Origin of the sequence: Kosakonia sp. CFBP8986 (genome assembly GCF_034044935.1) — a bacterium.
Classification (GTDB): domain Bacteria; phylum Pseudomonadota; class Gammaproteobacteria; order Enterobacterales; family Enterobacteriaceae; genus Kosakonia; species Kosakonia cowanii.
Map to the genome: position 1 here is coordinate 324,494 of NZ_JAXCXB010000004.1, position 26,191 is coordinate 350,684.

General features: G+C 55.8%; 25 protein-coding genes, 1 tRNA gene and 1 riboswitch. Of the genes, 11 read left to right on the plus strand and 15 right to left on the minus strand.

Annotated features, from left to right (window positions below; translation table 11 throughout):
* The first annotated feature begins 133 nt into the window (after positions 1-133).
* Together SOM48_RS11065 and SOM48_RS11070 are read left to right on the plus strand one after the other, a co-directional pair.
* Entirely contained in the window at positions 134-814 is a 681-nt protein-coding gene (locus tag SOM48_RS11065) for a DUF1190 family protein (protein ID WP_320511927.1), read from the plus strand.
* Positions 815-819: 5 nt separating this feature from the next.
* Positions 820-1,980, plus strand: coding sequence for a glutathionylspermidine synthase family protein (locus SOM48_RS11070; RefSeq protein WP_312199197.1), 1,161 nt, complete (start codon positions 820-822; stop codon positions 1,978-1,980).
* A gap of 49 nt (positions 1,981-2,029) precedes the next feature.
* Here SOM48_RS11070 and SOM48_RS11075 read toward each other — a convergent pair whose 3' ends face one another.
* The 4 genes from SOM48_RS11075 to ygiD form a co-directional block, all read right to left on the minus strand.
* Positions 2,030-3,316: a TRAP transporter large permease gene (locus SOM48_RS11075; protein WP_042717980.1), complete on the minus strand. Its 1,287-nt coding sequence runs from the start codon at positions 3,314-3,316 to the stop codon at positions 2,030-2,032.
* An 18-nt stretch (positions 3,317-3,334) separates the two neighbouring features.
* A complete protein-coding gene (locus SOM48_RS11080) occupies positions 3,335-3,844 on the minus strand; it encodes a TRAP transporter small permease (RefSeq protein WP_320511928.1) in 510 nt (169 codons plus the stop codon).
* Between the two features lie 53 nt (positions 3,845-3,897).
* Positions 3,898-4,875: a TRAP transporter substrate-binding protein gene (locus SOM48_RS11085; RefSeq protein WP_320511930.1), complete on the minus strand. Its 978-nt coding sequence runs from the start codon at positions 4,873-4,875 to the stop codon at positions 3,898-3,900.
* A gap of 306 nt (positions 4,876-5,181) precedes the next feature.
* On the minus strand, positions 5,182-5,970 hold the full coding sequence (gene ygiD, locus SOM48_RS11090; RefSeq protein ID WP_054803014.1) for a 4,5-DOPA-extradiol-dioxygenase: 789 nt from the start codon (positions 5,968-5,970) through the stop codon (positions 5,182-5,184).
* A 196-nt stretch (positions 5,971-6,166) separates the two neighbouring features.
* Between ygiD and zupT the strand changes: the two genes are divergently transcribed.
* Positions 6,167-6,943, plus strand: a complete 777-nt coding sequence (gene zupT / locus SOM48_RS11095; protein ID WP_023481018.1) for a zinc transporter ZupT — start codon at positions 6,167-6,169, stop codon at positions 6,941-6,943.
* Between the two features lie 8 nt (positions 6,944-6,951).
* Here zupT and SOM48_RS11100 read toward each other — a convergent pair whose 3' ends face one another.
* Both SOM48_RS11100 and ribB read right to left on the minus strand, forming a co-directional pair.
* Entirely contained in the window at positions 6,952-7,125 is a 174-nt protein-coding gene (locus tag SOM48_RS11100; protein ID WP_042717974.1) for a hypothetical protein, read from the minus strand.
* Positions 7,126-7,322: 197 nt separating this feature from the next.
* Positions 7,323-7,976 (minus strand): 3,4-dihydroxy-2-butanone-4-phosphate synthase, encoded by a 654-nt coding sequence (gene ribB / locus SOM48_RS11105; protein WP_023480747.1) that lies wholly within the window; start codon positions 7,974-7,976, stop codon positions 7,323-7,325.
* Between the two features lie 105 nt (positions 7,977-8,081).
* A riboswitch (FMN riboswitch) is annotated at positions 8,082-8,231 on the minus strand.
* A 122-nt stretch (positions 8,232-8,353) separates the two neighbouring features.
* On the opposite strand from ribB, the gene ubiK reads away from it, so the two are divergent.
* The gene (gene ubiK, locus SOM48_RS11110) at positions 8,354-8,698 is read left to right on the plus strand and encodes a ubiquinone biosynthesis accessory factor UbiK (protein ID WP_054803012.1); all 345 of its coding nucleotides are present in this window, start codon (positions 8,354-8,356) and stop codon (positions 8,696-8,698) included.
* A gap of 49 nt (positions 8,699-8,747) precedes the next feature.
* Here ubiK and hldE read toward each other — a convergent pair whose 3' ends face one another.
* From hldE to SOM48_RS11125, 3 genes are read right to left on the minus strand one after another with little or no spacing between them, the layout of a single operon-like run.
* On the minus strand, positions 8,748-10,178 hold the full coding sequence (gene hldE, locus SOM48_RS11115) for a bifunctional D-glycero-beta-D-manno-heptose-7-phosphate kinase/D-glycero-beta-D-manno-heptose 1-phosphate adenylyltransferase HldE (protein WP_023480735.1): 1,431 nt from the start codon (positions 10,176-10,178) through the stop codon (positions 8,748-8,750).
* A 46-nt stretch (positions 10,179-10,224) separates the two neighbouring features.
* Positions 10,225-13,074 carry a bifunctional [glutamate--ammonia ligase]-adenylyl-L-tyrosine phosphorylase/[glutamate--ammonia-ligase] adenylyltransferase gene (gene glnE, locus SOM48_RS11120; protein ID WP_139965640.1) on the minus strand — a complete coding sequence of 950 codons (2,850 nt, stop codon included), beginning with the start codon at positions 13,072-13,074 and terminating at the stop codon, positions 10,225-10,227.
* Positions 13,075-13,090: 16 nt separating this feature from the next.
* Positions 13,091-14,392, minus strand: coding sequence for a CYTH domain-containing protein (locus tag SOM48_RS11125; RefSeq protein ID WP_320511931.1), 1,302 nt, complete (start codon positions 14,390-14,392; stop codon positions 13,091-13,093).
* Positions 14,393-14,631: 239 nt separating this feature from the next.
* On the opposite strand from SOM48_RS11125, the gene SOM48_RS11130 reads away from it, so the two are divergent.
* Together SOM48_RS11130 and SOM48_RS11135 are read left to right on the plus strand one after the other, a co-directional pair.
* On the plus strand, positions 14,632-15,246 hold the full coding sequence (locus SOM48_RS11130; RefSeq protein WP_023480821.1) for a TIGR04211 family SH3 domain-containing protein: 615 nt from the start codon (positions 14,632-14,634) through the stop codon (positions 15,244-15,246).
* A 66-nt stretch (positions 15,247-15,312) separates the two neighbouring features.
* Entirely contained in the window at positions 15,313-16,554 is a 1,242-nt protein-coding gene (locus SOM48_RS11135) for a multifunctional CCA addition/repair protein (protein ID WP_054803009.1), read from the plus strand.
* 12 nt (positions 16,555-16,566) lie between these two features.
* Here SOM48_RS11135 and bacA read toward each other — a convergent pair whose 3' ends face one another.
* Both bacA and folB read right to left on the minus strand, forming a co-directional pair.
* Positions 16,567-17,388 (minus strand): undecaprenyl-diphosphate phosphatase, encoded by an 822-nt coding sequence (gene bacA, locus SOM48_RS11140; RefSeq protein WP_023480824.1) that lies wholly within the window; start codon positions 17,386-17,388, stop codon positions 16,567-16,569.
* Between the two features lie 106 nt (positions 17,389-17,494).
* Positions 17,495-17,863, minus strand: a complete 369-nt coding sequence (gene folB / locus SOM48_RS11145; protein ID WP_042717959.1) for a bifunctional dihydroneopterin aldolase/7,8-dihydroneopterin epimerase — start codon at positions 17,861-17,863, stop codon at positions 17,495-17,497.
* A 164-nt stretch (positions 17,864-18,027) separates the two neighbouring features.
* On the opposite strand from folB, the gene plsY reads away from it, so the two are divergent.
* A complete protein-coding gene (gene plsY, locus SOM48_RS11150; RefSeq protein ID WP_023480785.1) occupies positions 18,028-18,645 on the plus strand; it encodes a glycerol-3-phosphate 1-O-acyltransferase PlsY in 618 nt (205 codons plus the stop codon).
* A 37-nt stretch (positions 18,646-18,682) separates the two neighbouring features.
* Here plsY and tsaD read toward each other — a convergent pair whose 3' ends face one another.
* The gene (gene tsaD, locus SOM48_RS11155; protein WP_320511932.1) at positions 18,683-19,696 is read right to left on the minus strand and encodes a tRNA (adenosine(37)-N6)-threonylcarbamoyltransferase complex transferase subunit TsaD; all 1,014 of its coding nucleotides are present in this window, start codon (positions 19,694-19,696) and stop codon (positions 18,683-18,685) included.
* Positions 19,697-19,934: 238 nt separating this feature from the next.
* On the opposite strand from tsaD, the gene rpsU reads away from it, so the two are divergent.
* The 3 genes from rpsU (at position 19,935) to rpoD (ending at position 24,066) form a co-directional block, all read left to right on the plus strand.
* The gene (gene rpsU, locus SOM48_RS11160; protein WP_001144069.1) at positions 19,935-20,150 is read left to right on the plus strand and encodes a 30S ribosomal protein S21; all 216 of its coding nucleotides are present in this window, start codon (positions 19,935-19,937) and stop codon (positions 20,148-20,150) included.
* 169 nt (positions 20,151-20,319) lie between these two features.
* Positions 20,320-22,065 (plus strand): DNA primase, encoded by a 1,746-nt coding sequence (gene dnaG, locus SOM48_RS11165; protein ID WP_023481053.1) that lies wholly within the window; start codon positions 20,320-20,322, stop codon positions 22,063-22,065.
* A 156-nt stretch (positions 22,066-22,221) separates the two neighbouring features.
* Complete coding sequence (gene rpoD / locus SOM48_RS11170) at positions 22,222-24,066, plus strand: RNA polymerase sigma factor RpoD (RefSeq protein ID WP_042715572.1); 1,845 nt, start codon at positions 22,222-22,224, stop codon at positions 24,064-24,066.
* A 54-nt stretch (positions 24,067-24,120) separates the two neighbouring features.
* Here rpoD and mug read toward each other — a convergent pair whose 3' ends face one another.
* A complete protein-coding gene (gene mug, locus SOM48_RS11175; protein ID WP_139965638.1) occupies positions 24,121-24,627 on the minus strand; it encodes a G/U mismatch-specific DNA glycosylase in 507 nt (168 codons plus the stop codon).
* Between the two features lie 126 nt (positions 24,628-24,753).
* On the opposite strand from mug, the gene SOM48_RS11180 reads away from it, so the two are divergent.
* Positions 24,754-24,829: transfer RNA gene (locus SOM48_RS11180), tRNA-Ile, on the plus strand.
* A 142-nt stretch (positions 24,830-24,971) separates the two neighbouring features.
* On the opposite strand, the gene SOM48_RS11185 is transcribed toward SOM48_RS11180, so the two are convergent.
* Together SOM48_RS11185 and SOM48_RS11190 are read right to left on the minus strand one after the other, a co-directional pair.
* Positions 24,972-25,190, minus strand: coding sequence for a DNA-binding transcriptional regulator (locus tag SOM48_RS11185; RefSeq protein WP_320511933.1), 219 nt, complete (start codon positions 25,188-25,190; stop codon positions 24,972-24,974).
* Positions 25,191-25,491: 301 nt separating this feature from the next.
* The gene (locus SOM48_RS11190; protein ID WP_320511934.1) at positions 25,492-26,097 is read right to left on the minus strand and encodes a hypothetical protein; all 606 of its coding nucleotides are present in this window, start codon (positions 26,095-26,097) and stop codon (positions 25,492-25,494) included.
* Positions 26,098-26,191: the final 94 nt, after the last annotated feature.

Here is a 26,191-nt window from a genome sequence, read left to right on the forward strand (position 1 = left end):
ACATCACGGGGGCACACAGCCCCCGTTTTTACGTAAGGCAACGTAAAGGCCTTCTCGCCTCGCTTTAACTTCGCCCCCCCATCCTCTATCCTGATTGTTTTATTCATGCCTTTGGGTCCACAGGAAGATAACAATGAAACGGACAAAAAATATTAATCATGCGACGTTCCGCAAAAGCTGGAGCGCACGTCATTTAACGCCTGTCGCGCTGGCGGTCTCCGCCGTGTTTATGCTGGCAGCCTGTGAACAAAATGACGAAACGGTTTCCATGTACCAGAACGCCGACGACTGCTCCTCGGCGAATCCGGGTAAAAGCGCGGAGTGTAAAGCCGCGTACAACAATGCCTTAAAAGAAGCTGAACGTACCGCGCCGAAATACGCCTCGCGCGAAGATTGTGTGGCGGAGTTTGGTGAAGGCCAGTGCCAGCAGGCGCCAGCACAGGCAGGCGTAGGTGCGGCGGGCACAGAAAACCAGGCGCAGAACCAGTCCAGCGGCAGCTTCTGGATGCCGTTGATGGCCGGTTACATGATGGGCCGCTTAATGGGCGGCGGCGCGGGCTTTGCTCAGCAGCCGCTCTTTAGCTCGCGTAACCCGGCAAGCCCGGCTTACGGTCAGTACACCGACGCCTCGGGTAAAGGTTATGGCACAGCGCAGCCGGGCCGTACCGCAACGGTTCCTAAAACCGCGATGGCACCGAAACCGGCCACCACTACCACCGTAACCCGCGGCGGCTTTGGTGAATCGGTCGCCAAACAGAACACCATGCAGCGCAGCAGCGCCTCCGGCACCTCCAGCCGTTCAATGGGTGGCTGACGTCGATGGAAAGAATCAGCATTAGCGAGCGCCCGGACTGGCGCGAAAAAGCGGCGGAGTACGGTTTTAATTTTCACACCATGTATGGCGAGCCTTACTGGTGTGAAGATGCCTACTACAAACTGACGCTTGCGCAGGTTGAGAAGCTGGAGGATGTCACCGCCGAGCTGCACCAGATGTGCCTGCAGGTGGTAGAGAAGGTCGTTGCCAGCGATGAGCTGATGACCAAATTCCGCATTCCAAAACACACCTGGGGCTTTGTGCGCCAGTCGTGGGCCACGCGTCAGCCTTCGCTCTATTCACGTCTCGATCTCGCCTGGGATGGCGTCGGTGAACCTAAGCTGCTGGAAAATAACGCCGACACGCCGACCTCGCTGTATGAAGCGGCCTTCTTTCAGTGGATCTGGCTCGAAGATCAGCTCAACGCCGGCAACCTGCCGCAGGGCAGCGATCAGTTCAACAGCCTGCAGGAGAAGCTCATCGCACGCTTTGCAGAGCTGCGCGAGCAGCACGGCTTCCAGCTGCTGCACTTCACTTGCTGCCGCGATACGGTAGAAGATCGCGGTACGGTGCAGTATCTCCAGGATTGCGCGGCCGAAGCGGAGCTGGCCTCCGAGTTTCTCTATATCGAAGATATTGGCCTTGGTGAAAAGGGGCAGTTTTCCGATCTGCAGGATCAGGTGATCGGCAACCTCTTTAAGCTCTATCCGTGGGAATACATGCTGCGGGAAATGTTCTCCACCAAGCTGGAAGATGCCGGCGTGCGCTGGCTGGAGCCGGCCTGGAAGAGCATCATCTCCAACAAGGCGCTGCTGCCGATGCTGTGGCAGATGTTCCCGAATCATCCCAATCTGCTGCCAGCCTGGTTTGCCGATGAAGATCATCCGCCGATGGAGAAGTATGTGGTGAAACCGATCTTCTCCCGCGAAGGTGCCAATGTCTCGATCGTTGAGAACGGCAAAACCGTCGAGTCGGTGGAAGGCCCGTACGGCGAAGAAGGGATGATCGTGCAGGAGTTCTACCCGCTGCCGAAATTTGGCGACAGCTATACGCTGATTGGCAGCTGGCTTATTAACGATCAGCCTGCCGGTATCGGCATCCGCGAAGATCGGGCGCTGATCACCCAGGATCTCTCCCGCTTCTATCCACATGTCTTTGTCGAATAAGTAAAAACCCGGCCATCAGCGCCGGGTTTTTTATTCTCTCAGGCCCAGCTTACATTACGCCAAACAGCTTCGGCAGGAAGAGCGAGATGGCCGGAATATAGGTCACCAGCATCAGCACCACGAACAGGATGGCGTAGAAAGGCAGCATCGCCTTTACCACCTGCTCGATCTTCTGTTTACTCACCGCGCTGGCGACAAACAGCACCGATCCCACCGGCGGCGTAATCAACCCAATCCCCAGGTTGACCAGCATGATCATACCGAAGTGTACCGGATCAATGCCCAGCGCATTGGTCACCGGCAGCAGTACCGGCGTCAGGATCAGGATTAACGGTGCCATATCCATCAGCGTGCCGAGCAGCAGCAACATGATGTTAATGCACATCAGAATCACATACTTGTTGTCAGAAAGCTGGGTAAACGCCTCGGTGATGCGGCCCGGCAACTGCATATAGGTCATCACCGCGCCAAAAGCCGAGGCAAAGCCAATCAGGATCATCACGATAGTGACGGTTTTCACCGTGCGGTACATCAGCTTCGGCAGTTCGGACCATTTGTAGTCACGATAGATAAACATGGTGACGAAGAAGGCCCACAGACAGGCGATCGCCGCTGATTCGGTGGCGGTGAAGATGCCGGAGAGAATGCCGCCCATGATGATCACCACCGTCATCAGCCCCCACAGCGTATCGGCAAAGATCTTCAACGCCTGGCGAAACGGCACCCGCTCCCCTTTCGGATAGCCGCGCTTATGGGCAAAGACCACGCACATCACCATCAGGGTAAAACTGAGCAGCAGGCCCGGCAAAATCCCGGCGATAAACAGCGCCGCGATGGAGACGGTACCGCCCGTTGCCAGTGAGTAGATCACCGAGTTGTGGCTGGGCGGTGTGAGGATCGCCTGCACCGATCCGCTGGCGGTGACGGCGGCAGCGAAATCGCGCGGGTAACCCTTTTTATCCATCTCCGGGATCATCACCGAGCCAATCGAGGCGGTATCTGCCACCGACGATCCCGAAATGGCACCGAAAAAGGTCGAAGCGACGATATTAACCAGCGACAGGCCGCCGCGGATAAAGCCGACAAAGATATAGGCAAAGTTGACCAGCCTGCGGGCAATGCCGCCCTCCGCCATAATCGCCCCGGCCAGAATAAAGAACGGGATCGCCAGCAGTGAGAATTTATTCACGCCGTTGGTCAGCTGGATCATCACCGCTTCCAGCGGAATATCGATATACCACGCGCCGAGTACCGCGCTGATGCCGACCGCATAGGCGACCGGCACGCCAATCGCCAACATAATGGCGAGCGTAAAGACCAGAATAAATGCATCCATAAAGGTTCCTTACCGGAGTCAGCTCGACGAGCCGAGCATCACCACCGGACGGTGGTACTGCGCGCCAAAAAGCATCTTCTCAACAATAAACAGAAGGGTGATCGCAGAGCCTATCGGCAGCGGTAAATAGCTCTCTCCGGCGGTAAAGAGCGGGAACTCTGCCACCGGCTGCTCCCACAATTCGGCGCACAGCGTCGCGCTGTACCAGAGGATAAAGAGGCTGATCGCCATCAGCATCAGATCCGCCAGCAGGAAACAGAGCTTACGCAACGGTTCGCTTAAGCGGTCGGTCATCATGCTGACGGCGATATGCGATCCGGCACGGTAGCTCACGGCAGCGCCGATAAAGGTAAAGGTCACCATACAGATGATCGCCATCGGCTCCGGCCAGGAGAGCGCGCTGTTCAACACATAGCGGGCGAAAATCCCTACGGGGATAATCGCCACCATCACCAACAGCGCCAGACCGGCCACCCACATAGAGAGGCGATAGAGAATATCCATTAACAACGAATAGCGTTCTGCCATAACGGTTTTCCCGGTAGAAGTCGCAAACGGGCAGGCGAACCTGCCCGGCCAGCTTACTGCACGTCCTGAATACGCTTAATCAGATCCTGGTGCGCATTACCGTACTTATCGCGTACCGACTGCGTGGCATCATAGAAGGCTTTGGTGTCGATATCGTGGAACTGCACACCGCCCGCTTTCATCGCCTGCAGCGACTTCTCGTTATAGGCTTTCCACAGCTTACGCTGCTCCGCCTGCGCCTCTTTCGCCAGTTTAAGGATCAACTCCTGATCCTCTTTTTTCAGCTTGTCCCACTTGGCTTTTGAGAAGAGAAACAGCTCGGGAATAATGAAGTGTTTGCTCCAGGTATAGTTCTTCACCACCGGCAAATAGTTGTGCGCCACAAAGGTCGGCGGGTTGTTCTCCGTGCCGTCAATCACCCCGGTTTGCATGCCGCTGAAGACTTCACTCACCCCCATCGCCACTGAGTTCGCCCCCATCGCTTTCAGAGTATCAAGGGCAATCGGGCTGCCCTGAACGCGGATTTTCATCCCCTTCAAATCTTCCGCTTTAGTGACTGGCGCTTTGGTAATCAGGTTGCGCGTGCCGGCATCCATCCAGCCGAGGAAAATTAGCCGCGATTTGCTGCTCGCAGAGAGCCGGTTGCCAATCTCCTGGCCAATCATGCCGTCGAGCACTTTGTGCATATGATCTTCATCGCGAAAGATATAGGGCAGCGTGAAAACGTTAATCTCCGGCAATATCGCCGCCACCGGCGTCATCGAAACGCGAATGATATCGATAGCGCCGATTTGCGCCTGCTCAATCACCTGTTTCTCATCGCCTAATACGCCGCCGGGAAAGGTTTTAATTTCCAGCCGGCCATCGGTAGCTTTACTTAATTTCTCACCCATATGTTTTACCGCCACGACATTGGGGTAATCCGCCGGGTGGACATCGGCGGCGCGAAACGTTTGTGCGAGCGCGGTATGCGACATAAAGAGCAGAGCGGAACCGATCGAAAGAGTCAGAAAACGTTGTGCAGCGTTCATATTGCCGGATCTCCAGAGGTTTAATTTTTGGCACAGTCAAAACTGCCGCGAGCAGAAAGCACGTGGCTGGGAGTCGAGAGTGGTTATGGGTATGAGAACAGGACAATCAGAAGAGTAGTTACTGGTGAGAATTTGCGCGACGATGGGGTTCACAAAAAAACACCAAATTCAGCACAGCGTTTCATTTTTGCAGAACAGATCTTTTTATTTTCATAAAAACCCCGGTTCAGCGGCGTTTTTTTGCGATCTTTCTCCGGTTTCCGCGATCCTGGCGCAAAAAAAATGGCGCATTGCGCGCCATCGTTTTTACCCCACCTGCACCGACAACATGCTGATGGAAGCCATCTCCATCCCCTCAACGGGAATCGACAGCGGCTCGTTGCCATCCCATGCGCCAAGCACATAGAGCAGCGGCAGGAAGTGTTCCGGCGTTGGATTGGCGAGCGAACCGCTATCATGTTCGAGGTAGTTGACCAGCGGATGCTGCTCAACCGGCCCCTGCCACGTCAGATTCTGCTTCACAAAATCGTTGAAGCCGACTGCCCACGGAAAAGGCGTGGTGTCACCGTGCCAGCGCGCCGTGCGCAGGTTGTGCACCACGTTGCCGCTGGCGACAATCATCACCCCTTCATCGCGCAGCGCGGCGAGTTTGCGCCCCATCTCCATATGCCACGCCGCCGGTTTGGTGCTGTCGATACTGAGCTGCACCATGGGAATATCCGCATTGGGGTACATCTTGATCAGCACACCCCAGGAGCCATGATCGAATCCCCAGGCTTCATGATCGAGCGTCACCGGCAGCGGTGAGAGCAGATCCACCAGCCGCTGTGCCAGCGCGGGCGAACCGGGCGCGGGGTAATGCACGTCGTGCAGCGCCTGCGGGAAACCGCCGAAATCATGGATCGTTTGCGGTGTCTCCATCGCCGTTACGCCAGTGCCGCGCGTAAACCAGTGCGCGGAGATCGCCACAATCGCTTTCGGACGCGGCAAGGTATCGCCCAGTTTCCCCCAGGCGCGGGTATAAACGTTATCCTGCAGCGCATTCATTGGGTTGCCGTGCCCCAGAAACAGCGCGGGCATACGAGGTGCAGACATGAGGAAATCCTTACAGAAGATGCCAATATGATGAAAGCAGGTTACGCTTTTTCTCAGGGCGATGAACTCAGATAAGCATGATGAAGATCGTCAGTAATTTTGAATGTAAGGAATACGTAAAAGTGCCGTGGCTGCCTCGCTTTTCCGCGGACGAAATCTTACATTAATGAGAATGATTATCATAAAGGAGCGATGTATGTCAGTCCCGTTGATTCTGACCATCCTGGCGGGCGCCGCCACGTTTATTGGCGCCATTCTGGGCGTTATCGGCCAGAAACCTTCCAACCGCGTACTGGCGTTTTCGCTCGGCTTTGCCGCCGGGATCATGCTGCTTATCTCGTTAATGGAGATGCTCCCCGCCGCGCTAGCAACCGAAAGTATGCCGCCGATGCTCGGTTACGGCATGTTTGTCGTGGGGTTGCTCGGCTACTTCGCGCTGGATCGCCTGCTGCCCCATGCCCATGCGCAGGATTTAATGCAGGGCTCGCAGGAGGCGTTGCCGCGCGGCATCCGCCGTACCGCTATTCTGCTGACGCTCGGTATCAGTTTGCACAACTTCCCGGAGGGGATCGCCACTTATGTCACCGCCAGCAACGATCTGGAGCTGGGCTTCGGCATCGCTTTTGCCGTGGCTTTACACAATATTCCTGAAGGACTGGCGGTCGCAGGCCCGGTCTACGCGGCGACGGGTTCAAAGCGCAGCGCGGTGATGTGGGCCGGTATTTCCGGCTTAGCGGAGATTCTGGGCGGCGTGCTGGCGTGGCTGATTCTCGGCAGCCTGGTCTCGCCGGTGGTGATGGCGGCGATTATGGCGGCGGTCGCGGGGATTATGGTCGCGCTGTCGGTGGATGAGTTAATGCCGCTGGCAAAGGAGATCGATCCCAACAACAACCCAAGCTATGGCGTGCTGTGCGGCATGTCGGTGATGGGCTTAAGCCTGGTCGCCCTACAGGCGATGGGCTTCGGCGGTTAACGGCTGCGCTATTTGGTCTGGCCTGCGCGCTGAAACCTTTTCAGCTCCGCCTGCGCGCGCTGATAGCCCTCGTAAACGGCATCGCGCTCGTGGCGGCAGGCCTTGTAACGGCGTCTTAGGGCGTGAACATAACCAACCACCAGCACTACCACGAGCAGTAACCAATACCAGGAAATAAACACGGCGCCTCCGCAAATAAACCTTCGAAAAAATAATAGGTTAGCCGCAGCATTTCCGTGCCACAGCGACTACCACTTTATAAGTAGAGAGGGTTAATAGCAATGCGGAAGTCCTGTAAGCACACCAAACTTTGACCTGGCGCAGGCAAAAAAAAATCCGACGCCGCTGGCATCGGATTTTCTCTGCTGAGCACTCGCCGTTAGCTGGCTTTGCGCTCCAGATCCTGGCGGTAAGCCACCAGATCTTCAATCGTTACGACGGCCATATTGTGCTGCTTCGCAAAGGCGATGCACTCCGGCGCGCGCGCCATTGAGCCATCATCATTGGTTAACTCGCACAGTACGCCGGCCGGTTTAAAGCCCGCCAGCGACACTAAGTCGATGGTTGCTTCGGTGTGGCCGCCACGGGTCAGTACGCCGCCCTTCTGCGCGCGCAGCGGGAAGACGTGGCCAGGACGGTGCAGGTCGGACGGTTTGGCGTCGTCAGCAATCGCAGCACGCACGGTGGTCAGGCGGTCAGCGGCGGAAACGCCGGTGGTAACGCCGTGTGCCGCTTCGATGGTGACGGTAAAACCGGTGCCGAAGGCGCTGGTGTTGTTCTCCACCATCATCGGCAGGTCGAGCTGTTTACGACGCTCGTCGGTCAGGCAGAGGCAAACAATGCCGCTACCGTGACGGATAGTGAGCGCCATCTGCTCAACGGTCATGGTTTCGGCGGCGAAGATCATATCGCCTTCGTTCTCACGGCTCTCATCATCGAGAACCATCACACCACGCCCTTCGCGCAGGGCGGCAAGCGCCTGTTCAACGCGATCGAAAGCGGTGCCAAAAGAGGAAAGTAGCGTCTGATTCATGGTAAAAGACCTCAATAAGATTATGGTTACCAGAATCAGGGCAGTCTTAGGAGTGTCATTAAACGACCAAAAATAACGCGAGCGGGCACCTTTGCCCGGCAGAATCGTTACTCTCTCCCATCCGGACTTTAACCGTCGGCCCCGGAATTACACCGGATCTGCTGACCTTCAAACCGAAGTCTGAAGCGCTCGCGGGCTTTCAGCGTACGCTGATTTACCGCCGGTGGGGAATTTCGCCCCGCCCTGAGAATAAGCGCGATAACTATAACGCCAATGATAACGGCGGGCAATGCATAAGCTTCAAACAATTCTGGTTTATCACCTGCGGTTATCACACTACAATAATTAGCTGAGCCCATCCGAGCAGGGAACCGAAAATGATTGATCCGAAGAAAATTGAACAGATTGCACGACAGGTTCACGAATCCATGCCGAAAGGGATCCGTGAGCTTGGCGAAGACGTTGAGAAGAAGATTCGCCAGGCCTTGCAGGGGCAGTTAACCCGCCTTGATTTGGTCAGCCGGGAAGAGTTCGATGTGCAGACGCAGGTTCTGCTGCGCACCCGCGAAAAGCTGGCGCTGCTGGAGCAGCGTCTGAACGATCTGGAAAACCGCGGTTCCACCGCTGCCAGCGCGCAACCGGCTCCTGCGCCTGTTGTGGCCTCTGAGGTGACGGAGATAAAACCGGCACCGGCGATCCCGCCTGTGGACGATACGCCGTAATAAAAAACGGGCCGCAAGGCCCGTTCTGCTTTACAGAGTTAACAGCCGCTTACTGGCTGTTTTTCTGGATCTTTTTGATGATATTCGTCGTCGAGCAACCATCTTCGAAGTTGAGCACCAGCACTTCACCGCCGTTCGCCCACACCTCTTCGCTGCCAGCGATTTGATCCGGTTTATAATCCCCGCCTTTCACCAGCTTATCCGGCAGAACGCCGGCAATCAGACGCTGTGGCGTATCCTCTTCAAACGATACCACCCAGTCCACGGCTTCCAGCGCGCTCAGCACAATCATGCGCTGCTCAAGCGGGTTGACCGGGCGCGTTTCGCCTTTCAGGCGTTTGGTAGAAGCATCGCTGTTGACGGCAACAATCAGGCGGTCGCCGAGCTTGCGCGCGTTCGCCAGGTAAGAGACATGCCCGGCATGGAGAATGTCGAAGACACCGTTGGTCATCACCACTTTTTCACCGCGTTTACGCGCAGCGGCAACGGCCACTTTCAGCTCCTCTTCGCTCATCACGCCGAAGCCGGTTTCCGCACGACCGCGCACGGCATTCTCCAGCTCGATGGGCGAAACGGTTGAGGTGCCGAGTTTACCAACCACCACACCGGCGGCAGCATTGGCAAAGAAGCAGGCTTCTTCCAGCGAATTACCCGCCGCAAGCGTTGCCGCCAGCACGCCAATCACCGTGTCACCTGCGCCCGTCACGTCATACACTTCCTGCGCCTGGGTCGGCATATGCAGCGGCGCTTTGCCCGGTTGCAGCAGCGTCATCCCCTGCTCGGAGCGGGTCACCAGCAGCGCCGAGAGATCGTAATCAGCGATCACTTTCATGCCGCGCTCAACGATCTCCTCTTCACTCTTACATTTGCCCGCCACCGCTTCAAATTCGGAGAGATTCGGCGTCAGCAGCGTCGCACCACGGTAGCGCTCAAAATCGGTCCCTTTCGGATCGATCAGCACCGGCACACCGGCTTTCCGCGCCAGCGCAATCATCTGCTGAACGCTGTTGAGCGCGCCTTTGGCGTAATCGGAGAGCACCAGCGCGCCAATCGAGCCCAGCGCCTGGTTGATACGCTCATGCATTGGCTGCGGATCGACACCATCAAACCCCTCTTCAAAATCGAGGCGGATCAACTGCTGGTTGCGTGACAGCACACGCAGCTTGGTGATGGTTGGGTGAGTCGGAACAGAAACGAAGTCGCAATTGACGTTAACGTCCGCCAGCGCTTTGCTCAGCGCGCGCGCCGCATCATCAATGCCGGTCAGGCCGACCAGGCGCGCGGAGGCACCCAGCGAGGCGATGTTCATCGCCACGTTCGCCGCGCCGCCCGGACGCTCTTCAATGGTGTCGACTTTGACCACCGGCACCGGCGCTTCCGGGGAGATGCGGCTGGTTGGACCGTACCAGTAACGATCCAGCATCACATCGCCCACCACCATCACACCGGCTTGTTTAAACTCTGGCAGCGTAACTTTCATTCCTGTCTCCTGAGAGATACAAAATTTGCGCGCGATGATATCACACTTACGCCGGGGCGCACGGTTCCACCAGCCACTTCACCCAGCTGGTTTTGATCAGCTCTCGTTCCGCGACAAAGCAGGAGAGCGGCACATTTCCCGGCAGCTCCTGCAGCGCCAGATGGTGCAACTCATCGCGCAGCGTGGTGTAAGCATGGGTCAGCGCCAGCGCCTCCTGCTCCTCCATAATGCCGTTCTGCGCCAGCCCTTCCAGAATGCGCACATTGTCTGACCAGCGCGTCAGCTTCGGCTTATCGTGGGCGTAACGCAGCACCAGATATTGCGCGATAAACTCAATGTCGGTAATACCGCCCTCATCGGTTTTCAGGTCAAAGCGATCTTTCTGCTTATTGCCAAGATGGGCGCGCATCTTCTCGCGCATCTCGCGCACTTCGGTTTGCAGCGTCGCGCCATCGCGCGGCGTCAGCAGAATATCGCGGCGAATAGCGTCGAACTGCACCGTCAATTGCGGGTCGCCATAGACCACGCGCGCACGGGCCAGCGCCTGATGTTCCCAAGTCCAGGCTTCGTTCTTCTGGTAATCGGCGAAGGCCTCGGCGGTCGTCACTAACATGCCTGCCGCGCCGGAGGGGCGCAGGCGCGCATCCACTTCATAGAGGATGCCGGAAGAGGTGCGTGTGCTGAAGAGGTGCATAATGCGTTGCGCCAGCCGCAGGTAGAACTGACGGCCATCGATCTCACGCTCGCCGTCAGTCATCACATCCATTGGGCAGTCATGCAAAAAGACCAGATCGAGATCGGAGCTGTAACCCAGCTCCCAGCCGCCCAGCTTGCCGTAGCCGACCACCGCAAAGCCGCGCCCTTCGCGATCGTGCAGATGCGCAGGCTGGCCGTAACGCTTCACCATCTGCCCCCAGGCTTGCTGGACTACGGCATCGATAATCGCCTCTGCCAGCCAGGTTAAGTGATCGCTCACTTTCATCACCGGCAGCGTGCCGGCGATATCCGCCGCCGCAACGCGTAGCAGCTGTGCCTGCTTGAACTGGCGCAGCGCTTCCAGTTGCTGCTCTTCATCCTCTTCCGGCACGCGCAGCAGATACTGGCGCAGCTCATCGCGATAGGCATTCATCGCCGTCGGTTGGTAGAGCGTGGCGGGATCGAGCAGTTCGTCGAGCAGAATCGGGTAGCGCGCCAGCTGGCTCGCTACCATCGGTGAAGCGGCACAGAGCGAGATGAGGTGTTTCAGCGCGCCGGGAAATTCACTCAATAACTCAAGATAGGTGGTGCGGGTCACGATTCCGGTAAGCAGCGGCGTCAGGCGCGATAACGGCACCGGCGCATCCTCGCGCGAGCAGACATCGCTTAACAGGTGCGGCATCAGGTGATCGAGCACCTGGCGACCGCGCTGGCCGATGGGGCGCTTATCAAGCTCCTGGCGGAAATCGGCGATCAGCGCCACCACGCGACGGCGATCCTCATCGCTTAAATGCGCAATCCCCGGCGTGCTGTCCTCCTCCTGCAACGCGTCCTGCCACAGTTCGCGCCACTGCTCAGAGAGCGCCTCGTCGGCGGACTCCGCGTCATCATCGCCAATCAGTTCATTAAAGATACGCCGCACGGCGGCCATATGCGCCTCAAGCTGGCTGCTGAGCGCATCCCAGCTCTCCACGCCCATGCCCCAGGCAAGACGCGCACGGTTTAGTTCATCGCCCGGCAGCGTCTGTGTCTGCTCGTCATTAATGCTTTGCAGCAGGTTTTCCAGCCGCCGCAGCCAGAGATAGGCGGCGCGCAGTTTCTCCGCATCGCCCTCCGGCAGCAGATGCAGCCGATCGATAGCTGCTAAGGTCGGCAGCAGCGAGCGGGATTGCAGCGCCGGTTCACGCCCGCCGCGAATCAGCTGGAACACCTGCACGATAAATTCGATTTCGCGAATACCGCCCGCGCCGAGCTTGATGTTGTCTTTCAAGCCGCGGCGGCGAACTTCACGGGCAATCATCCCTTTCATATTGCGCAGGGACTGGATGACGCTGAAGTCGATATAGCGGCGGAAGACAAACGGGCGCAGCATGGCGCGCAGTTCGCTGGCATGCGCACCCTCGTCATCGCCCATGATGCGCGCTTTTACCATTGCGTAGCGCTCCCAGTCACGCCCCTGCTCCTGGTAATAATCCTCCAGCGCGGCAAAGCTCAGCACCAGCGGGCCGCTCTCGCCAAACGGGCGCAGGCGCATGTCGACACGGTAGACAAACCCATCCTGCGTCGGTTGGTCGAGCACTTTGATCAGCCGCTGTCCAAGGCGGGTGAAAAACTGGGCGTTATCAAGCTCGCGCCTGCCGCCCTGCGTCACGCCATTTTCCGGCCAGGCGAAGATCAGATCGATATCGGAAGAGAAGTTAAGCTCGCCGCCGCCGAGCTTGCCCATGCCGAGCACCAGCATCGGCTGCGGAACGCCCTGCGCGTTGCACGGCGTTCCCCATTCGCGGCAGCAGGCGCTGTAGAGCCACTCCCGCGCGGCAACGATCACGGTTTCCGCCAGCACGCTTAACTGCTGCAGCACCGCCTCGTCGCTGATGAGTCGCAGCGCCTGCGCCCAGGCGATACGCACCATGATGCGGCGGCGAAACTGCCGCAGCGCGCGCATTAGTGAGGCTTCATCGGTGACGGTTTGCAGCAGCGCATCCAGCCACGTCGCATAGTGCTGCCACTCATCAGCCGTGGGCGGCGCGCTCTCCAGCTCTGCCAGCCACTCGGGATAAGCGGCCAGGCTCTGCTGGACGAAATCACTGAACGTGAGCACTGACTGCGCCTGCGCGCTAAGCGGCCGGGCGGTCAGCGCCTCCGGCAAGCGGGAAAGCACCGTTTGCCACTGTTGCGATAAGAGGGATGCGTGCTGCATTCAAAACGTCCTTACGTTAGCGTTTCCCGCTGTGTAGCCAGAATGGCTCCTCGTTAATGGCGGTATTACGGAAATGCTCAATCTCGATTTTCTGACGCGTTTCAATCGCGTGGTAGAGCCCCTGCCAGTTCTCCAGCCACGCATTCGCCAGCGCCCGGTCGTAATAGCCTGCCAGCAGCAGCGTGCTGTCAATATCACGCGCCAGGCGCGGCAGCTGATCGCGATAGCTGTCGCCAAGATGGTGAGCAAAGGTCTTTTTCAGTTCAGAGGCGGTGCGCGAGAGGTGGATATCGGCAAAGCGCTTGAAGGAGTCGGCAAATTTCGCCTGCGCTTTTCCGTCAAGAAAGGCGCGCCAACCCTGAGTCACCAGCCACTCCGTTAACAGCAGTTTCGCCATTGCCGACGGCACATCCCACACCGCCGTTTCAGCGGAGACGGCAGAGGTCAGCGTCGCTTCCGCCTGGGTCAGCAGGTCACGTAAGTGAGCGCTCGCTTTACGCGGCACAATACCGCCAAACAGCGTAAAGGCGTGGCGTAGAAGCGCAATGGCGCGCAGCACTTCAGGCCGTGCCGCGTCATTACCGCGCACCCACAGCTCTTCATGGTACTGCCACTGGGAGAGGGCCAGCTCCAGCGCGCTGGCAAACGCCTGCTCGACGGTCGCTTTCGGCGCGGCCTGCAAAAAGGGGGTCGGGCGAAGTTCGCGCGGCGCGTTGCCCTGCGCGAGATGATACCCGCGCGCGGCTTTGCTCAGGCTGCCCTGACGCAGGCAGGAGAGCGTCGCCAGCTGGCGCGCCAGCTTGAGAATATCCGCCGCATCGCCGCTCAGCAGCTCCAGCTCCAGTTCGCAAATCGGCTCGGCGAGCTCACCCGCTTTCACTTCGCCTAAATCGAGGCCAATCTCAATGCGGCTGTCGCCGACGTTAACCAGCCACTTTTCGCGGTAAAAATCGGTGCTGAACAGCGGCTGCGCGCGCGATTGCAGGTCGTCCGGCAGGCCGCCTTCGGGCCACACTTCAGCGGGAAAGCGCGAAAGGTCAAGTTCGGCCTTATCAAGGGGAATATTGTATTCCGGGCGCTGATGTAAACCGCCAATCACGCGACCGGCGATTTTCATCGTCATCTCATATTGGCCGTTCACACCGCGAATACGCAGACCCATATCATGGCTGCGTAGCCAGTTGTCAGGCGTTTCGTAATAGATGTTGAGTAACTGGCTGGACGCGATATGTTCGTCGGTCAGCGTATGAAGATGTTGACGAAGCGTTTCCACGCAGTCGCTCTTCACGATAAACTTTAATTCAATTTCCTGAGCCATGGCCTTGCACTTATGGTTATGTCACATCAGTGAAAATTTTTGGCGAACTAACGCGCCCTCGGTTTGTCAGTAGATAGTATTTTTTGCCAAATTGCCATGAATGCGCAATCTGGCGGGTGCAAATGTTCGCATCAGTGCGCAGTTTGATCTGGAAGATTCCGATTGATGGTACCTGCCGGGTGTCGTCAGACTGTCGCCACTGTTTACCATTCACATTCAAAGAAAATAATGATTGCCTGATGCCAAATTTACGCCTGATTGGAATAACCCTTTTCGCGCTTAGCGTCTCTGTCGGCACCCACGCTGAAGAGAAGCGGTATGTTTCGGACGAATTGAGCACCTGGGTCCGCAGCGGCCCCGGCGATAATTACCGCCTTGTTGGCACGGTAAACGCCGGTGAAGAGGTCGCGCTACTGCAACAAAATAATGAGTATGGCCAGGTGCGTGACAGCAGCGGCCGTACTGCCTGGATCCCGCTTAAGCAGCTTAACACCCAGCCAAGCCTGCGCACCCGCGTGCCGGAACTGGAAAACCAGGTGAAAACGTTGACCGATAAACTGACCAATATCGACAACACCTGGAACCAGCGCACTGCGGATATGCAGCAGAAAGTGGCGCGCAGCGACGGGGTGATTAACGGTCTGAAAGATGAGAACCAGAAGCTCAAAAATGAGCTGATCGTCGCGCAGAAGAAGGTCAACGCCGCTAACCTGCAGCTTGATGACAAGCAGCGCACCATCATTATGCAGTGGTTTATGTATGGCGGTGGCGTGCTGGGCGCGGGTCTGCTGCTCGGCCTGTTACTGCCGCACATGATCCCGACACGTAAACGCAAAGATCGCTGGATGAACTAAGCAGATTCGCCATCTTCTCTACACTTACGTATTATCTGACGACAAATGTGTAGAGGAGAGTGGCGGGTGAAGAGTTATCTGGTCGGTGGTGCAGTACGCGATACATTGTTGGGTCTGCCGGTCAAAGACAGAGATTGGGTAGTGGTCGGCGCCACGCCGCAAGAGATGCTCGACGCGGGCTACCAGCAGGTAGGCCGCGATTTTCCTGTGTTCCTCCATCCGCAAAGCCGCGAAGAGTACGCCCTGGCGCGCACCGAGCGGAAGTCCGGCTCCGGCTATACCGGTTTTACCTGCTATGCCGCCCCCGATGTCACCCTTGAACAGGATCTGCTGCGCCGTGATTTAACGGTTAACGCGCTGGCGCAGGATGAAAACGGCACGATTATCGACCCGTTTAATGGTCAGCAGGATCTGCGTCAGCGCATTCTGCGCCATGTCTCCCCTGCGTTTAATGAAGATCCGCTCCGTGTGCTGCGCGTGGCGCGTTTCGCCGCCCGTTACGCCCATCTCAGCTTCCGTATTGCCGATGAAACCATGACGCTGATGCGCGACATGACCGAGGCCGGCGAGCTGGCGCACCTGACGCCTGAGCGAGTATGGAAAGAGACGGAGAGCGCGCTGCGCACCCGTAATCCGCAGGTCTACTTTCAGGTTTTGCGTGACTGCGGTGCGCTGAAGGTACTCTTCCCGGAGATCGATGCGCTGTTTGGCGTACCGGCCCCGGCGAAATGGCACCCGGAGATTGATACCGGTATTCACACGCTGATGACGGTATCAATGGCAGCGATGCTCAGCCCGGAGGTGGATGTGCGTTTCGCCACGCTGTGCCACGATCTCGGCAAAGGGCTGACCCCCCCTGCGCTCTGGCCGCGCCATCACGGCCACGGCCCGGCGGGTGTCCGGCTGGTTGAGGGGTTGTGCCAGCGCCTGCGCGTGCCGAATGAGCTACGCGATTTAGCGAAGCTGGTGGCCGAGTACCACGATCTGATCCACACCTTCCCTGTTTTGCAGCCGAAAACCATCGTCAAGCTGTTCGACTCCATTGATGCCTGGCGCAAACCGCAGCGGGTCGAGCAAATCGCGCTGACCAGCGAAGCGGATGTGCGCGGGCGTACCGGCTTTGAAGCCATTGATTACTCGCAGGGGCGCTTACTGCGTGCGGCCTGGGAAGTAGCGCGCGCGGTGCCGACAAAAGCGGTGATTGAAGCCGGTTTTACCGGTGCGGCAGTGCGTGAAGAGTTGACCCGCCGACGTATTGCGGCGGTTGCGCAGTGGAAAGCAGAGCACTGCCCTCAGCCCGAAGCCTGAGGGCGATAACGCTTAGAAGAAGACGACGTAGACCGCTGCGGCGACGATAAAGCGGTAGATCGCGAACGGAATAAAGGAGATGTGTTTAATCAGCTCCAGGAAGGTTTTGATCGCGATCAGCGCGACGATAAACGCCGTCACAAAACCGACGGCGAACATCGGGATATCGCCAGTGGTGAGAAAACCGATGCTCTTATAGAGATCCAGCGCCGTCGCGCCCATCATCATCGGCACCGCCAGCAGGAACGAGAACTCCGAAGCCGCGTAACGGCTGACGCCCACCAGCATACCGCCGGAGATGGTCGCACCAGAGCGGGAAAAGCCCGGCCACAGCGCCAGACACTGGAAGCAGCCAATTAAAAACGCCTGGCGGTAGGTCATATCATCAACGCCCTGCGCGCGCGGCACTTTCGGCTTTAGCAGCTCGGCTGCAATCAGCAGCACGCCGCCAACCACTAAGGCATAGGCGACATTTTTCGGGTTGAAGAGTGTTTTGATCGCATCGTGGAACACCAGGCCAATTACCACCGCCGGGATCATCCCGAGCAGAATATGGATCAGCGACAAGCGCCCGCTGCCGGTGCCTTCATGGCGCGGCGGTTTGCCAAAATGGATGCCGATAAGGCCAAAAAGGCGTCGCCAGAACATTACCACCACGGCGAGGATCGAGCCGAGCTGGATCACCACTTCGAAGGTTTTTGCAGTATCGCCTTCAAAGCCCAACAGATGCCCGACGATAATCATATGACCCGTACTTGAGACGGGAAGAAACTCGGTAAGCCCCTCAACGACACCAAGAATGGCCGCCACCAGCAGGGAGTGCATATCGCTCATCAAATAAACCCCTAAAAAGATATAAAAAACGGCTCATCCAATGGAGAAGCCGCGAAAAGCCGTATCTATGACCTGAATACTAGCGTTTGGTTTAACGATGATGAATTTAAAAACTTTTTTTCGGATTTAGGCCACGCTCGATGATCACACCCACATTTTTTGCCCGCGCTACCGCGCCAGGTTTGCTCAATTTGATGCGCACCCAGGGGGAGTTAAAGCGCGCAAGCAGCAGATCTGCCACCTCTTCCGCGACGCGTTCGACCAGCGCAAAGCGCGCGCCTTCGACATGCCCGACGACGGTATCGGCAATATCCGCATAACTCAGGCAGTCTTGAACATCATCACTCTTTGCCGCCTGGCGGTTATCCCACGCCATTTCGATATCGAACATCAACTGCTGTTCAATGGTCTGTTCCCAGTCGTAAACACCAATGGTGGTGATCACAGAAAGCTGTTCGATAAATACAATGTCCATTTTTCTCCGCCTGCTTATTTGCGCCTGGACTACTGCCGCCAGGCCGCTAATTGAGTGGTTATCTTTCAGAATTTGCACTAAACCCGGATACCACTTTGCAAAATTTATGCGTATTATCCATGGATGCAGAGAATAAAACGACATTTTCAAAACGGAACAGCGTTATGAGTGCAATCGCGCCTGGGATGATCTTCCTTGCGTACCTTTGTGGCTCAATCTCCAGCGCCATCCTGGTCTGCCGCCTTGCAGGTTTCCCTGACCCGCGGGAGAGTGGCTCCGGTAATCCCGGTGCTACCAACGTATTACGTATTGGCGGCAAGGGCGCAGCCGCAGCGGTACTGATTTTTGATGTTTTAAAAGGGATGCTGCCGGTCTGGGGCGCCTATGCGCTTGGCGTTACGCCCTTCTGGCTGGGCCTTATCGCTATCGCCGCCTGTCTGGGCCATATCTGGCCGGTATTCTTTAAATTTAAAGGCGGTAAAGGCGTGGCCACCGCGTTTGGCGCGATTGCGCCGATTGGCTGGGATTTAACGGGCGTAATGGCAGGTACCTGGCTGCTGACGGTGCTGTTAAGCGGCTACTCGTCGCTGGGCGCAATTGTCAGCGCGCTGATTGCGCCATTCTATGTCTGGTGGTTTAAACCGCAGTTCACCTTTCCAGTGGCGATGCTCTCATGCCTGATCCTGCTGCGTCATCATGACAATATTCAGCGTTTATGGCGGCATCAGGAGAGCAAAATCTGGACGAAGCTGAAAAGGAAGAAGCGGCAGGATAAAGCGTAAACTTGCCCGGCGCGTGAAAACACCGGGCAACAGCAACTTACGCGGCGGGAAGTTCCGCCAGCGGCCAGCGCGGACGCACCGTCACGCCAAGCCCGACATCATGACCCGCTTTCAGGCGCACCATGCCCGCATAAGCGATCATCGCCCCGTTATCGGTACAAAATTCCGGGCGCGCATAGAACACTTCACCGCGACGTTTTTCCATCATCTGCCCCAGTTTCGCACGCAGCGTACGGTTAGCGCTGACGCCGCCCGCCATCACCAGCCGGGTAAAACCAGTTTGATCCAGCGCGCGCTTGCACTTAATCATCAGCGTATCGACCACCGCATCCTCAAAGGCGCGCGCGATATCTGCCCGGGTCTGATCGTCATTGCCACTATTACGAATAGTGTTGGCAGCAAAGGTCTTCAGGCCGGAGAAGCTGAAATCAAGCCCCGGTCGATCGGTCATCGGACGCGGGAAGACAAAGCGCCCCTCTGTGCCTTGCGCCGCCATTTTCGACAGCATCGGTCCGCCCGGGTAATCAAGACCCAGCAGTTTGGCCGTTTTGTCGAACGCTTCGCCGGCAGCATCATCTATAGACTCGCCAAGCAGTTCATAATGACCAATGCCGGTCACGCTAATAAGCTGCGTGTGACCGCCGGAAACCAGCAGCGCGACAAACGGAAACGCAGGCGGGTTCTCTTCCAGCATCGGTGCCAGCAGGTGCCCTTCCATATGGTGTACGGCAATCGCCGGAACATTCCAGGCGAAGGCCAGCGAACGACCAATGGTTGCACCAACCAGCAGCGCGCCGACAAGGCCTGGCCCCGCGGTATAGGCCACTGCATCAATCTGTTTGGCCGTTAATCCGGCCTCTTTTATGGCGGCCTGAATCAGCGGCACGGTTTTGCGCACGTGGTCGCGGGAGGCAAGCTCCGGCACCACGCCGCCGTAATCGGCGTGCAGTTTTACCTGACTATAGAGTTGGTTAGCGAGAAGACCTTTCTGGTCGTCATAGATAGCGATGCCGGTTTCATCGCAGGATGTTTCAATACCCAGTACGCGCATGGCTCTGTTTACCTCTTTGCAATAGCGCGCAGTGTAGGGCGAATGGGGGGCGATGTAAAACTTTGCTCACTTGTGCAGCTGAGTTCGTGTATACTCCTCACCCTTACAAAAGTCCCCTTTCAAAAAGGGCGGCGGTGCTTTACAAAGCAGCACCAGTTGCAGTAAAATTCCGCACCATTTTGAAATAAGCTGGCGTGAACGCCAGCGGCAAACCGATTTAATCAAAGGTGAGAGGCACATGCCGGTAATTAAAGTACGTGAAAACGAGCCGTTCGACGTAGCTCTGCGTCGCTTCAAGCGTTCCTGCGAGAAAGCAGGTGTTCTGGCGGAAGTTCGTCGTCGTGAGTTCTATGAAAAACCGACTACCGAACGTAAACGCGCTAAAGCATCCGCTGTGAAACGTCACGCGAAGAAACTGGCTCGCGAAAACGCACGCCGTACTCGTCTGTACTAATTACTGAGGGCGAGCGCCCTCTGTGTTAGACCGAGTTGTAGTTGTAAGGCCGTGCTTCCGAAAGGAATGCGCGGCTTATTTTCGTTTATAACCTGATATAATTTTCGCCTTTTCAGCAACTTACCGCTGATGAGCATAACGAAAACTATATAAGATCAAAACGGGGCCTATGGCTGGACGAATCCCACGTGTTTTTATCAATGACCTGCTGGCACGTACCGACATCGTCGATCTTATCGACGCGCGCGTAAAGCTAAAAAAGCAGGGCAAGAACTACCACGCGTGCTGTCCATTCCATAACGAGAAAACCCCCTCTTTCACCGTGAACGGTGAAAAACAGTTTTACCACTGCTTTGGTTGTGGCGCGCACGGCAACGCCCTCGACTTTTTAATGAACTACGACAAGCTCGAGTTCGTCGAAAGCGTCGAAGAGCTGGCGGCAATGCACAACCTCGAAGTGCCGTTCGAAGCAGGCAGCGGACCGAGCCTGATAGAGCGCCATCAACGGCAAACACTCTATCAATTGATGGACGGGCTGAATGCTTTTTATCAGCAGTCGCTGACCCAATCCGCCGCAGAGCCTGCTCGTCAGTACCTCTCCAGGCGTGGTTTGAGCAGTGAAGTCATTACGCGATTCGCTATTGGTTACGCGCCGCCCGGTTGGGACAACGTTTTAAAGCGTTTCGGCAACAATAGCGAAAACCGCAAGTCGCTGATCGATGCAGGCATGCTGGTCACAAACGATCAAGGACGCAGTTACGATCGCTTCCGCGAGCGGGTGATGTTTCCGATTCGCGACAAGCGCGGCCGGGTGATTGGTTTTGGTGGACGCGTGCTGGGCAACGATACGCCCAAATACCTGAACTCCCCGGAAACGGATATTTTTCATAAGGGCCGCCAGCTATATGGCCTCTATGAAGCGCAGCAGGATAAGGATGAACCGCAGCGGCTGTTAGTTGTCGAAGGGTACATGGACGTGGTGGCGCTGGCGCAATATGGCATTAACTATGCCGTTGCATCGCTTGGCACCTCCACGACGGCGGATCATATTCAACTGCTGTTCCGGGTGACCAAAAACGTCATCTGCTGTTACGACGGCGACCGTGCCGGCCGCGAAGCCGCATGGCGGGCGCTGGAAACCGCGCTGCCCTATATGAGCGACGGGCGTCAGCTGCGTTTTATGTTTCTGCCGGATGGCGAAGATCCGGATACGCTGGTGCGTAAAGAGGGCAAAGAGGCGTTCGAAGCGCGGATGGAGCAGGCTCAGCCTCTCTCCACGTTTCTGTTTAACAGCCTGTTGCCGAAGGCGGATCTCACCACGCCGGATGGGACAACGCAGCTTGCCGCGCTGGCACTGCCGTTGATCAACCAGGTGCCGGGCGAGACGCTGCGTATTCAGTTACGCCAGATCCTCGGCAACAAGATTGGCATTTTCGACGATGCACAGCTCGATCGATTAATGCCAAAGCAGGTGGAGAGCGCGGCGGCGCGCCCTGCCCCTCAGCTAAAACGCACAACCATGCGTATACTGATAGGGTTGTTGATCCAAAATCCGGAGCTTGCACCAAAAGTGCCTTCGCTGGCCGGTCTTGATCAATCCAGACTGCCCGGACTTGGCTTATTTGCAGAACTGGTCAACACTTGTTTGTCTCAACCTGGTCTGACAACTGGGCAGTTACTGGAACATTATCGCGGCACGAATGAGGCCGCAACCCTTGAAAAACTGTCAATGTGGGACGATATAGCAGATAAGGACATCGCTGAAAAAACCTTTACCGACGCGCTCAATCATATGTTTGATTCGATGCTTGAACGGCGACAAGAAGAGTTGATAGCTCGCGATCGCACGCACGGTCTAAGCAGCGAAGAACGCCGGGAGCTCTGGCAGTTGAACCAGGAGCTGGCTAAAAAATAAATTCAACGGCTTAAGTGCCGATAATCGTTCGGGTTGATCCCGACAGCCGCGACGAGGGCCAGCGGCAAAAATATAAATACACCCTCGCGTTAAATGTTGGCGGTTTATTTCGCTAACCGACACCAACCTCATGAATTTAAGTGTGGATACCGTCTTATGGAGCAAAACCCGCAGTCACAGCTGAAGCTTCTTGTTACCCGTGGTAAGGAGCAAGGCTATCTGACCTATGCCGAGGTCAATGACCATCTGCCGGAAGATATCGTCGACTCCGATCAGATCGAAGACATCATCCAAATGATCAACGACATGGGCATCCAGGTGATGGAAGAAGCGCCGGATGCTGATGATCTGTTGCTGGCTGAAAACTCCAACAACACAGACGAAGATGCTGAAGAAGCCGCTGCACAAGTTCTGTCCAGCGTAGAGTCTGAAATCGGACGAACTACCGACCCGGTGCGCATGTACATGCGCGAAATGGGCACCGTTGAACTGCTGACCCGTGAAGGCGAAATCGACATCGCCAAACGTATTGAAGACGGGATTAACCAGGTTCAGTGCTCCGTTGCCGAGTATCCGGAAGCTATCACCTACCTGCTGGAACAGTACGACCGTGTTGAAGCAGAGCAGGCTCGTCTCTCCGATCTGATCACCGGTTTCGTCGATCCGAACGCCGAAGAAGATATGGCGCCAACGGCGACCCACGTCGGCTCTGAGCTCTCCAGCGAAGAGATGGACGACGATGAAGATGAAGAAGAAGACGACAGCGATGACGACAGCGACGATGACAACAGCATCGACCCTGAGCTGGCGCGTGAGAAATTCGCTGAACTGCGCACGCAGTACGAGCTGGCTCGCGACACAATCAAAGCAAAAGGACGCAGCCACGCTGCCGCACAGGAAGAGATCCTTAAGCTGTCTGAAGTCTTCAAGCAGTTCCGTCTGGTGCCGAAGCAGTTCGACTACCTGGTAAACAGCATGCGCGTGATGATGGATCGCGTACGTACCCAGGAACGCATCATCATGAAGCTGTGCGTTGAACAGTGCAAAATGCCGAAGAAAAACTTCATCACCCTCTTCACCGGTAATGAAACCAGCGAAACCTGGTTCAACGCCGCGCTGGCCATGAACAAACCGTGGTCTGAGAAGCTGAAAGATGTGACTGAAGAAGTGCAACGCGGCCTGATGAAGCTGCAGCAGATTGAAGAAGAGACCGGCCTGACGATTGAGCAGGTTAAAGATATCAACCGTCGTATGTCTATCGGCGAAGCGAAAGCGCGTCGTGCGAAGAAGGAGATGGTTGAAGCGAACTTGCGTCTGGTTATCTCTATCGCCAAGAAATATACCAACCGTGGTCTGCAGTTCCTCGATCTGATTCAGGAAGGGAACATCGGCCTGATGAAAGCGGTTGATAAGTTTGAATATCGCCGTGGTTACAAGTTCTCGACTTATGCAACCTGGTGGATCCGTCAGGCAATCACCCGCTCTATCGCGGATCAGGCGCGCACCATCCGTATTCCGGTGCATATGATTGAGACAATCAACAAGCTCAACCGTATCTCTCGCCAGATGCTGCAGGAGATGGGCCGCGAGCCGACGCCGGAAGAGCTGGCTGAGCGTATGCTGATGCCGGAAGATAAGATCCGCAAAGTGTTGAAAATCGCCAAAGAGCCAATCTCCATGGAAACGCCGATTGGCGATGATGAAGATTCGCATCTGGGTGATTTTATCGAGGATACCACCCTCGAGCTGCCGCTGGACTCGGCGACCACCGAGAGCCTGCGCGCTGCAACGCACGATGTGCTGGCTGGCCTTACCGCCCGTGAAGCGAAGGTGCTGCGCATGCGTTTCGGTATCGACATGAATACCGACCATACGCTGGAAGAGGTGGGTAAACAGTTCGACGTTACCCGCGAACGTATCCGTCAGATCGAAGCGAAGGCACTGCGCAAACTGCGCCACCCGAGCCGCTCTGAAGTGCTGCGTAGCTTCCTCGACGATTAATCGTCACGCCAGACAAAAAAGCTCCCCGACGGGAGCTTTTTTTTCGCCTGTTATTTACAAGCCGCGCGATGCCAGCGCCTCATCCAGCTCGCGATAGGCTTCAACCAGTTTCTCTAACGATGCGCGGTTCAGGCCGCTGGGATTGGGCAGCACCCAGATTTGCGTCACGCCAATGCTCATCTCCTGCCTCCCCCACTTCGCACCGCGCACGCTAAAAGCCTGCTCAAACGCCTGTTTGCCAAGCACCGCCAGCGCGGCGGGCTGATACTCCTCTATTTTATGTACCAGATCCCTGCCGCCGGTACGCAGCTCATGCAGCCCGACTTCCGTCGCCTGCACCGTCGGACGCTGCACCAGCATGGTAATGCCGCAGCGCGTATCCAGCAGATGATGCTCATCCTCAGGGCGCAACTGCTGGTCGGTAAAGCCGGCCTGATGAATCACTTTCCAGAAGCGATTTCCCGGATGCGCAAAATGAAACCCCGTATGGGCTGAGGACTTCCCCGGATTAATGCCACAAAACACGACGCGCAGCCCCGGCGCCAGAATATCGTGGATCATGCTTTACTCCCGATTAGAAACGATAAACTTAAGTATAAGAGATTGAAAATGCGCTGTTTATAAAAACATCAGCCGGGCGATTCCTGCTGGATTGCGAGGGTAAGTTACTCTATAATTCACCGCCACGGCCCCTTAGCTCAGTGGTTAGAGCAGGCGACTCATAATCGCTTGGTCGTTGGTTCAAACCCAACAGGGGCCACCAAATTTTAGCTTTAAAATCATATAATTAAGCCACTCGAGAGAGTGGCTTTTTTGTTTCTCATTTTTCGAGTGGCGATAAAATGGCGGTGGGTTTTTAGCATATATTGAAAAAGGCCACAAAAGACCCACTCAAGTGTGTGATCTCACATCCATAACTGGCGCTGTCCTGTCAGTGTTGGGTGTGGTGGTGCAGGGTCAATTTTACCGGGTGTCACGATATAACGCTCTATCGACTCCATCGTCACAAAGGTGCAACTGCAATTGATATTTGTGCACTGGTGGTAACGCTCTTTAGTGTTTTCACTGAGATAACGGCTCGTGCGTGCATGAGCAGCGTGCTTGCATTTCGGACAATGAAACATAAACCATCCCTTCACCTCTAAAAGTGAATTAATTATATACAAAAGTTCACTTTTTGGGAATTAAAACCATGCACCAAAAACACTTAACTTTAGTGACAAAGAATTAAACAAATAATCCGTCTTGCTTATAATGTGTTGTTATAAATTTGCTTCAAAAAGAAGTAGAAGAATATTATCTTGCATTTGGCACTCAGCCAAACATAACAATAATAAAATTGAAAACTTTTAGTTAATTATTTCGTAGCAACTTAGCGCATGAGGACATCCAACATATAGTAACCTTCGACAAAAATGGTTTTATTCATACAAGATGTGGAAGCATCTTATCTGTATAACGGGGTGACGGAACTGAAGTTAGCATCAGCCAAGGAAACCACCAGAAAATGATATTGCCAAGCAATACCGGAGCGAAAACATGTTGCCCAAAGCTCGCTGCAAAGAGTTCAGTCATCAGCATCATGGCCGTACAACTTACTGGTACATTAAACCAAGCAAAGAGCCGCCAAGCTCTTTTATAACTTGCCATATTCAGTTCGATCTTATTGTCAACTTCGCGCAACCATGCTCGCCATGGTTTAAAGTAATTGGCTGGTAAACGTCGTTTTATTGTTATTGCAACAAGCGCTTCAGCGAGGCGTGTTTCTGTTACACCAGTAAGTCTTGTATGATGACGTTGTACAAGCTCAAGTCGCACCCTTGCTAAGGTCTCTTCCGGAAGGTAACTAAGTTTTAGCATGCTTTCTAGCCGCTTAGTCTTGTAATTCATTAAAGCTTGCATAATTAGTAATGGCTCTGCCTTTGTAAACCAGATATAAACTATCCTGAAGCCCATCAAAATTGCTAAAATTGAAATGGACTGCAAAATTCCGTGCTGTGTTATCCAGTCTAATATTTCTTTAGTTGGCATAATTCACTCGCTTTATTAAAAAATAGTTAAAATACACATCAGCTCAAACATTACTATTATTTCCATGTTCTGCAACTCTTAGATTAATCAACAA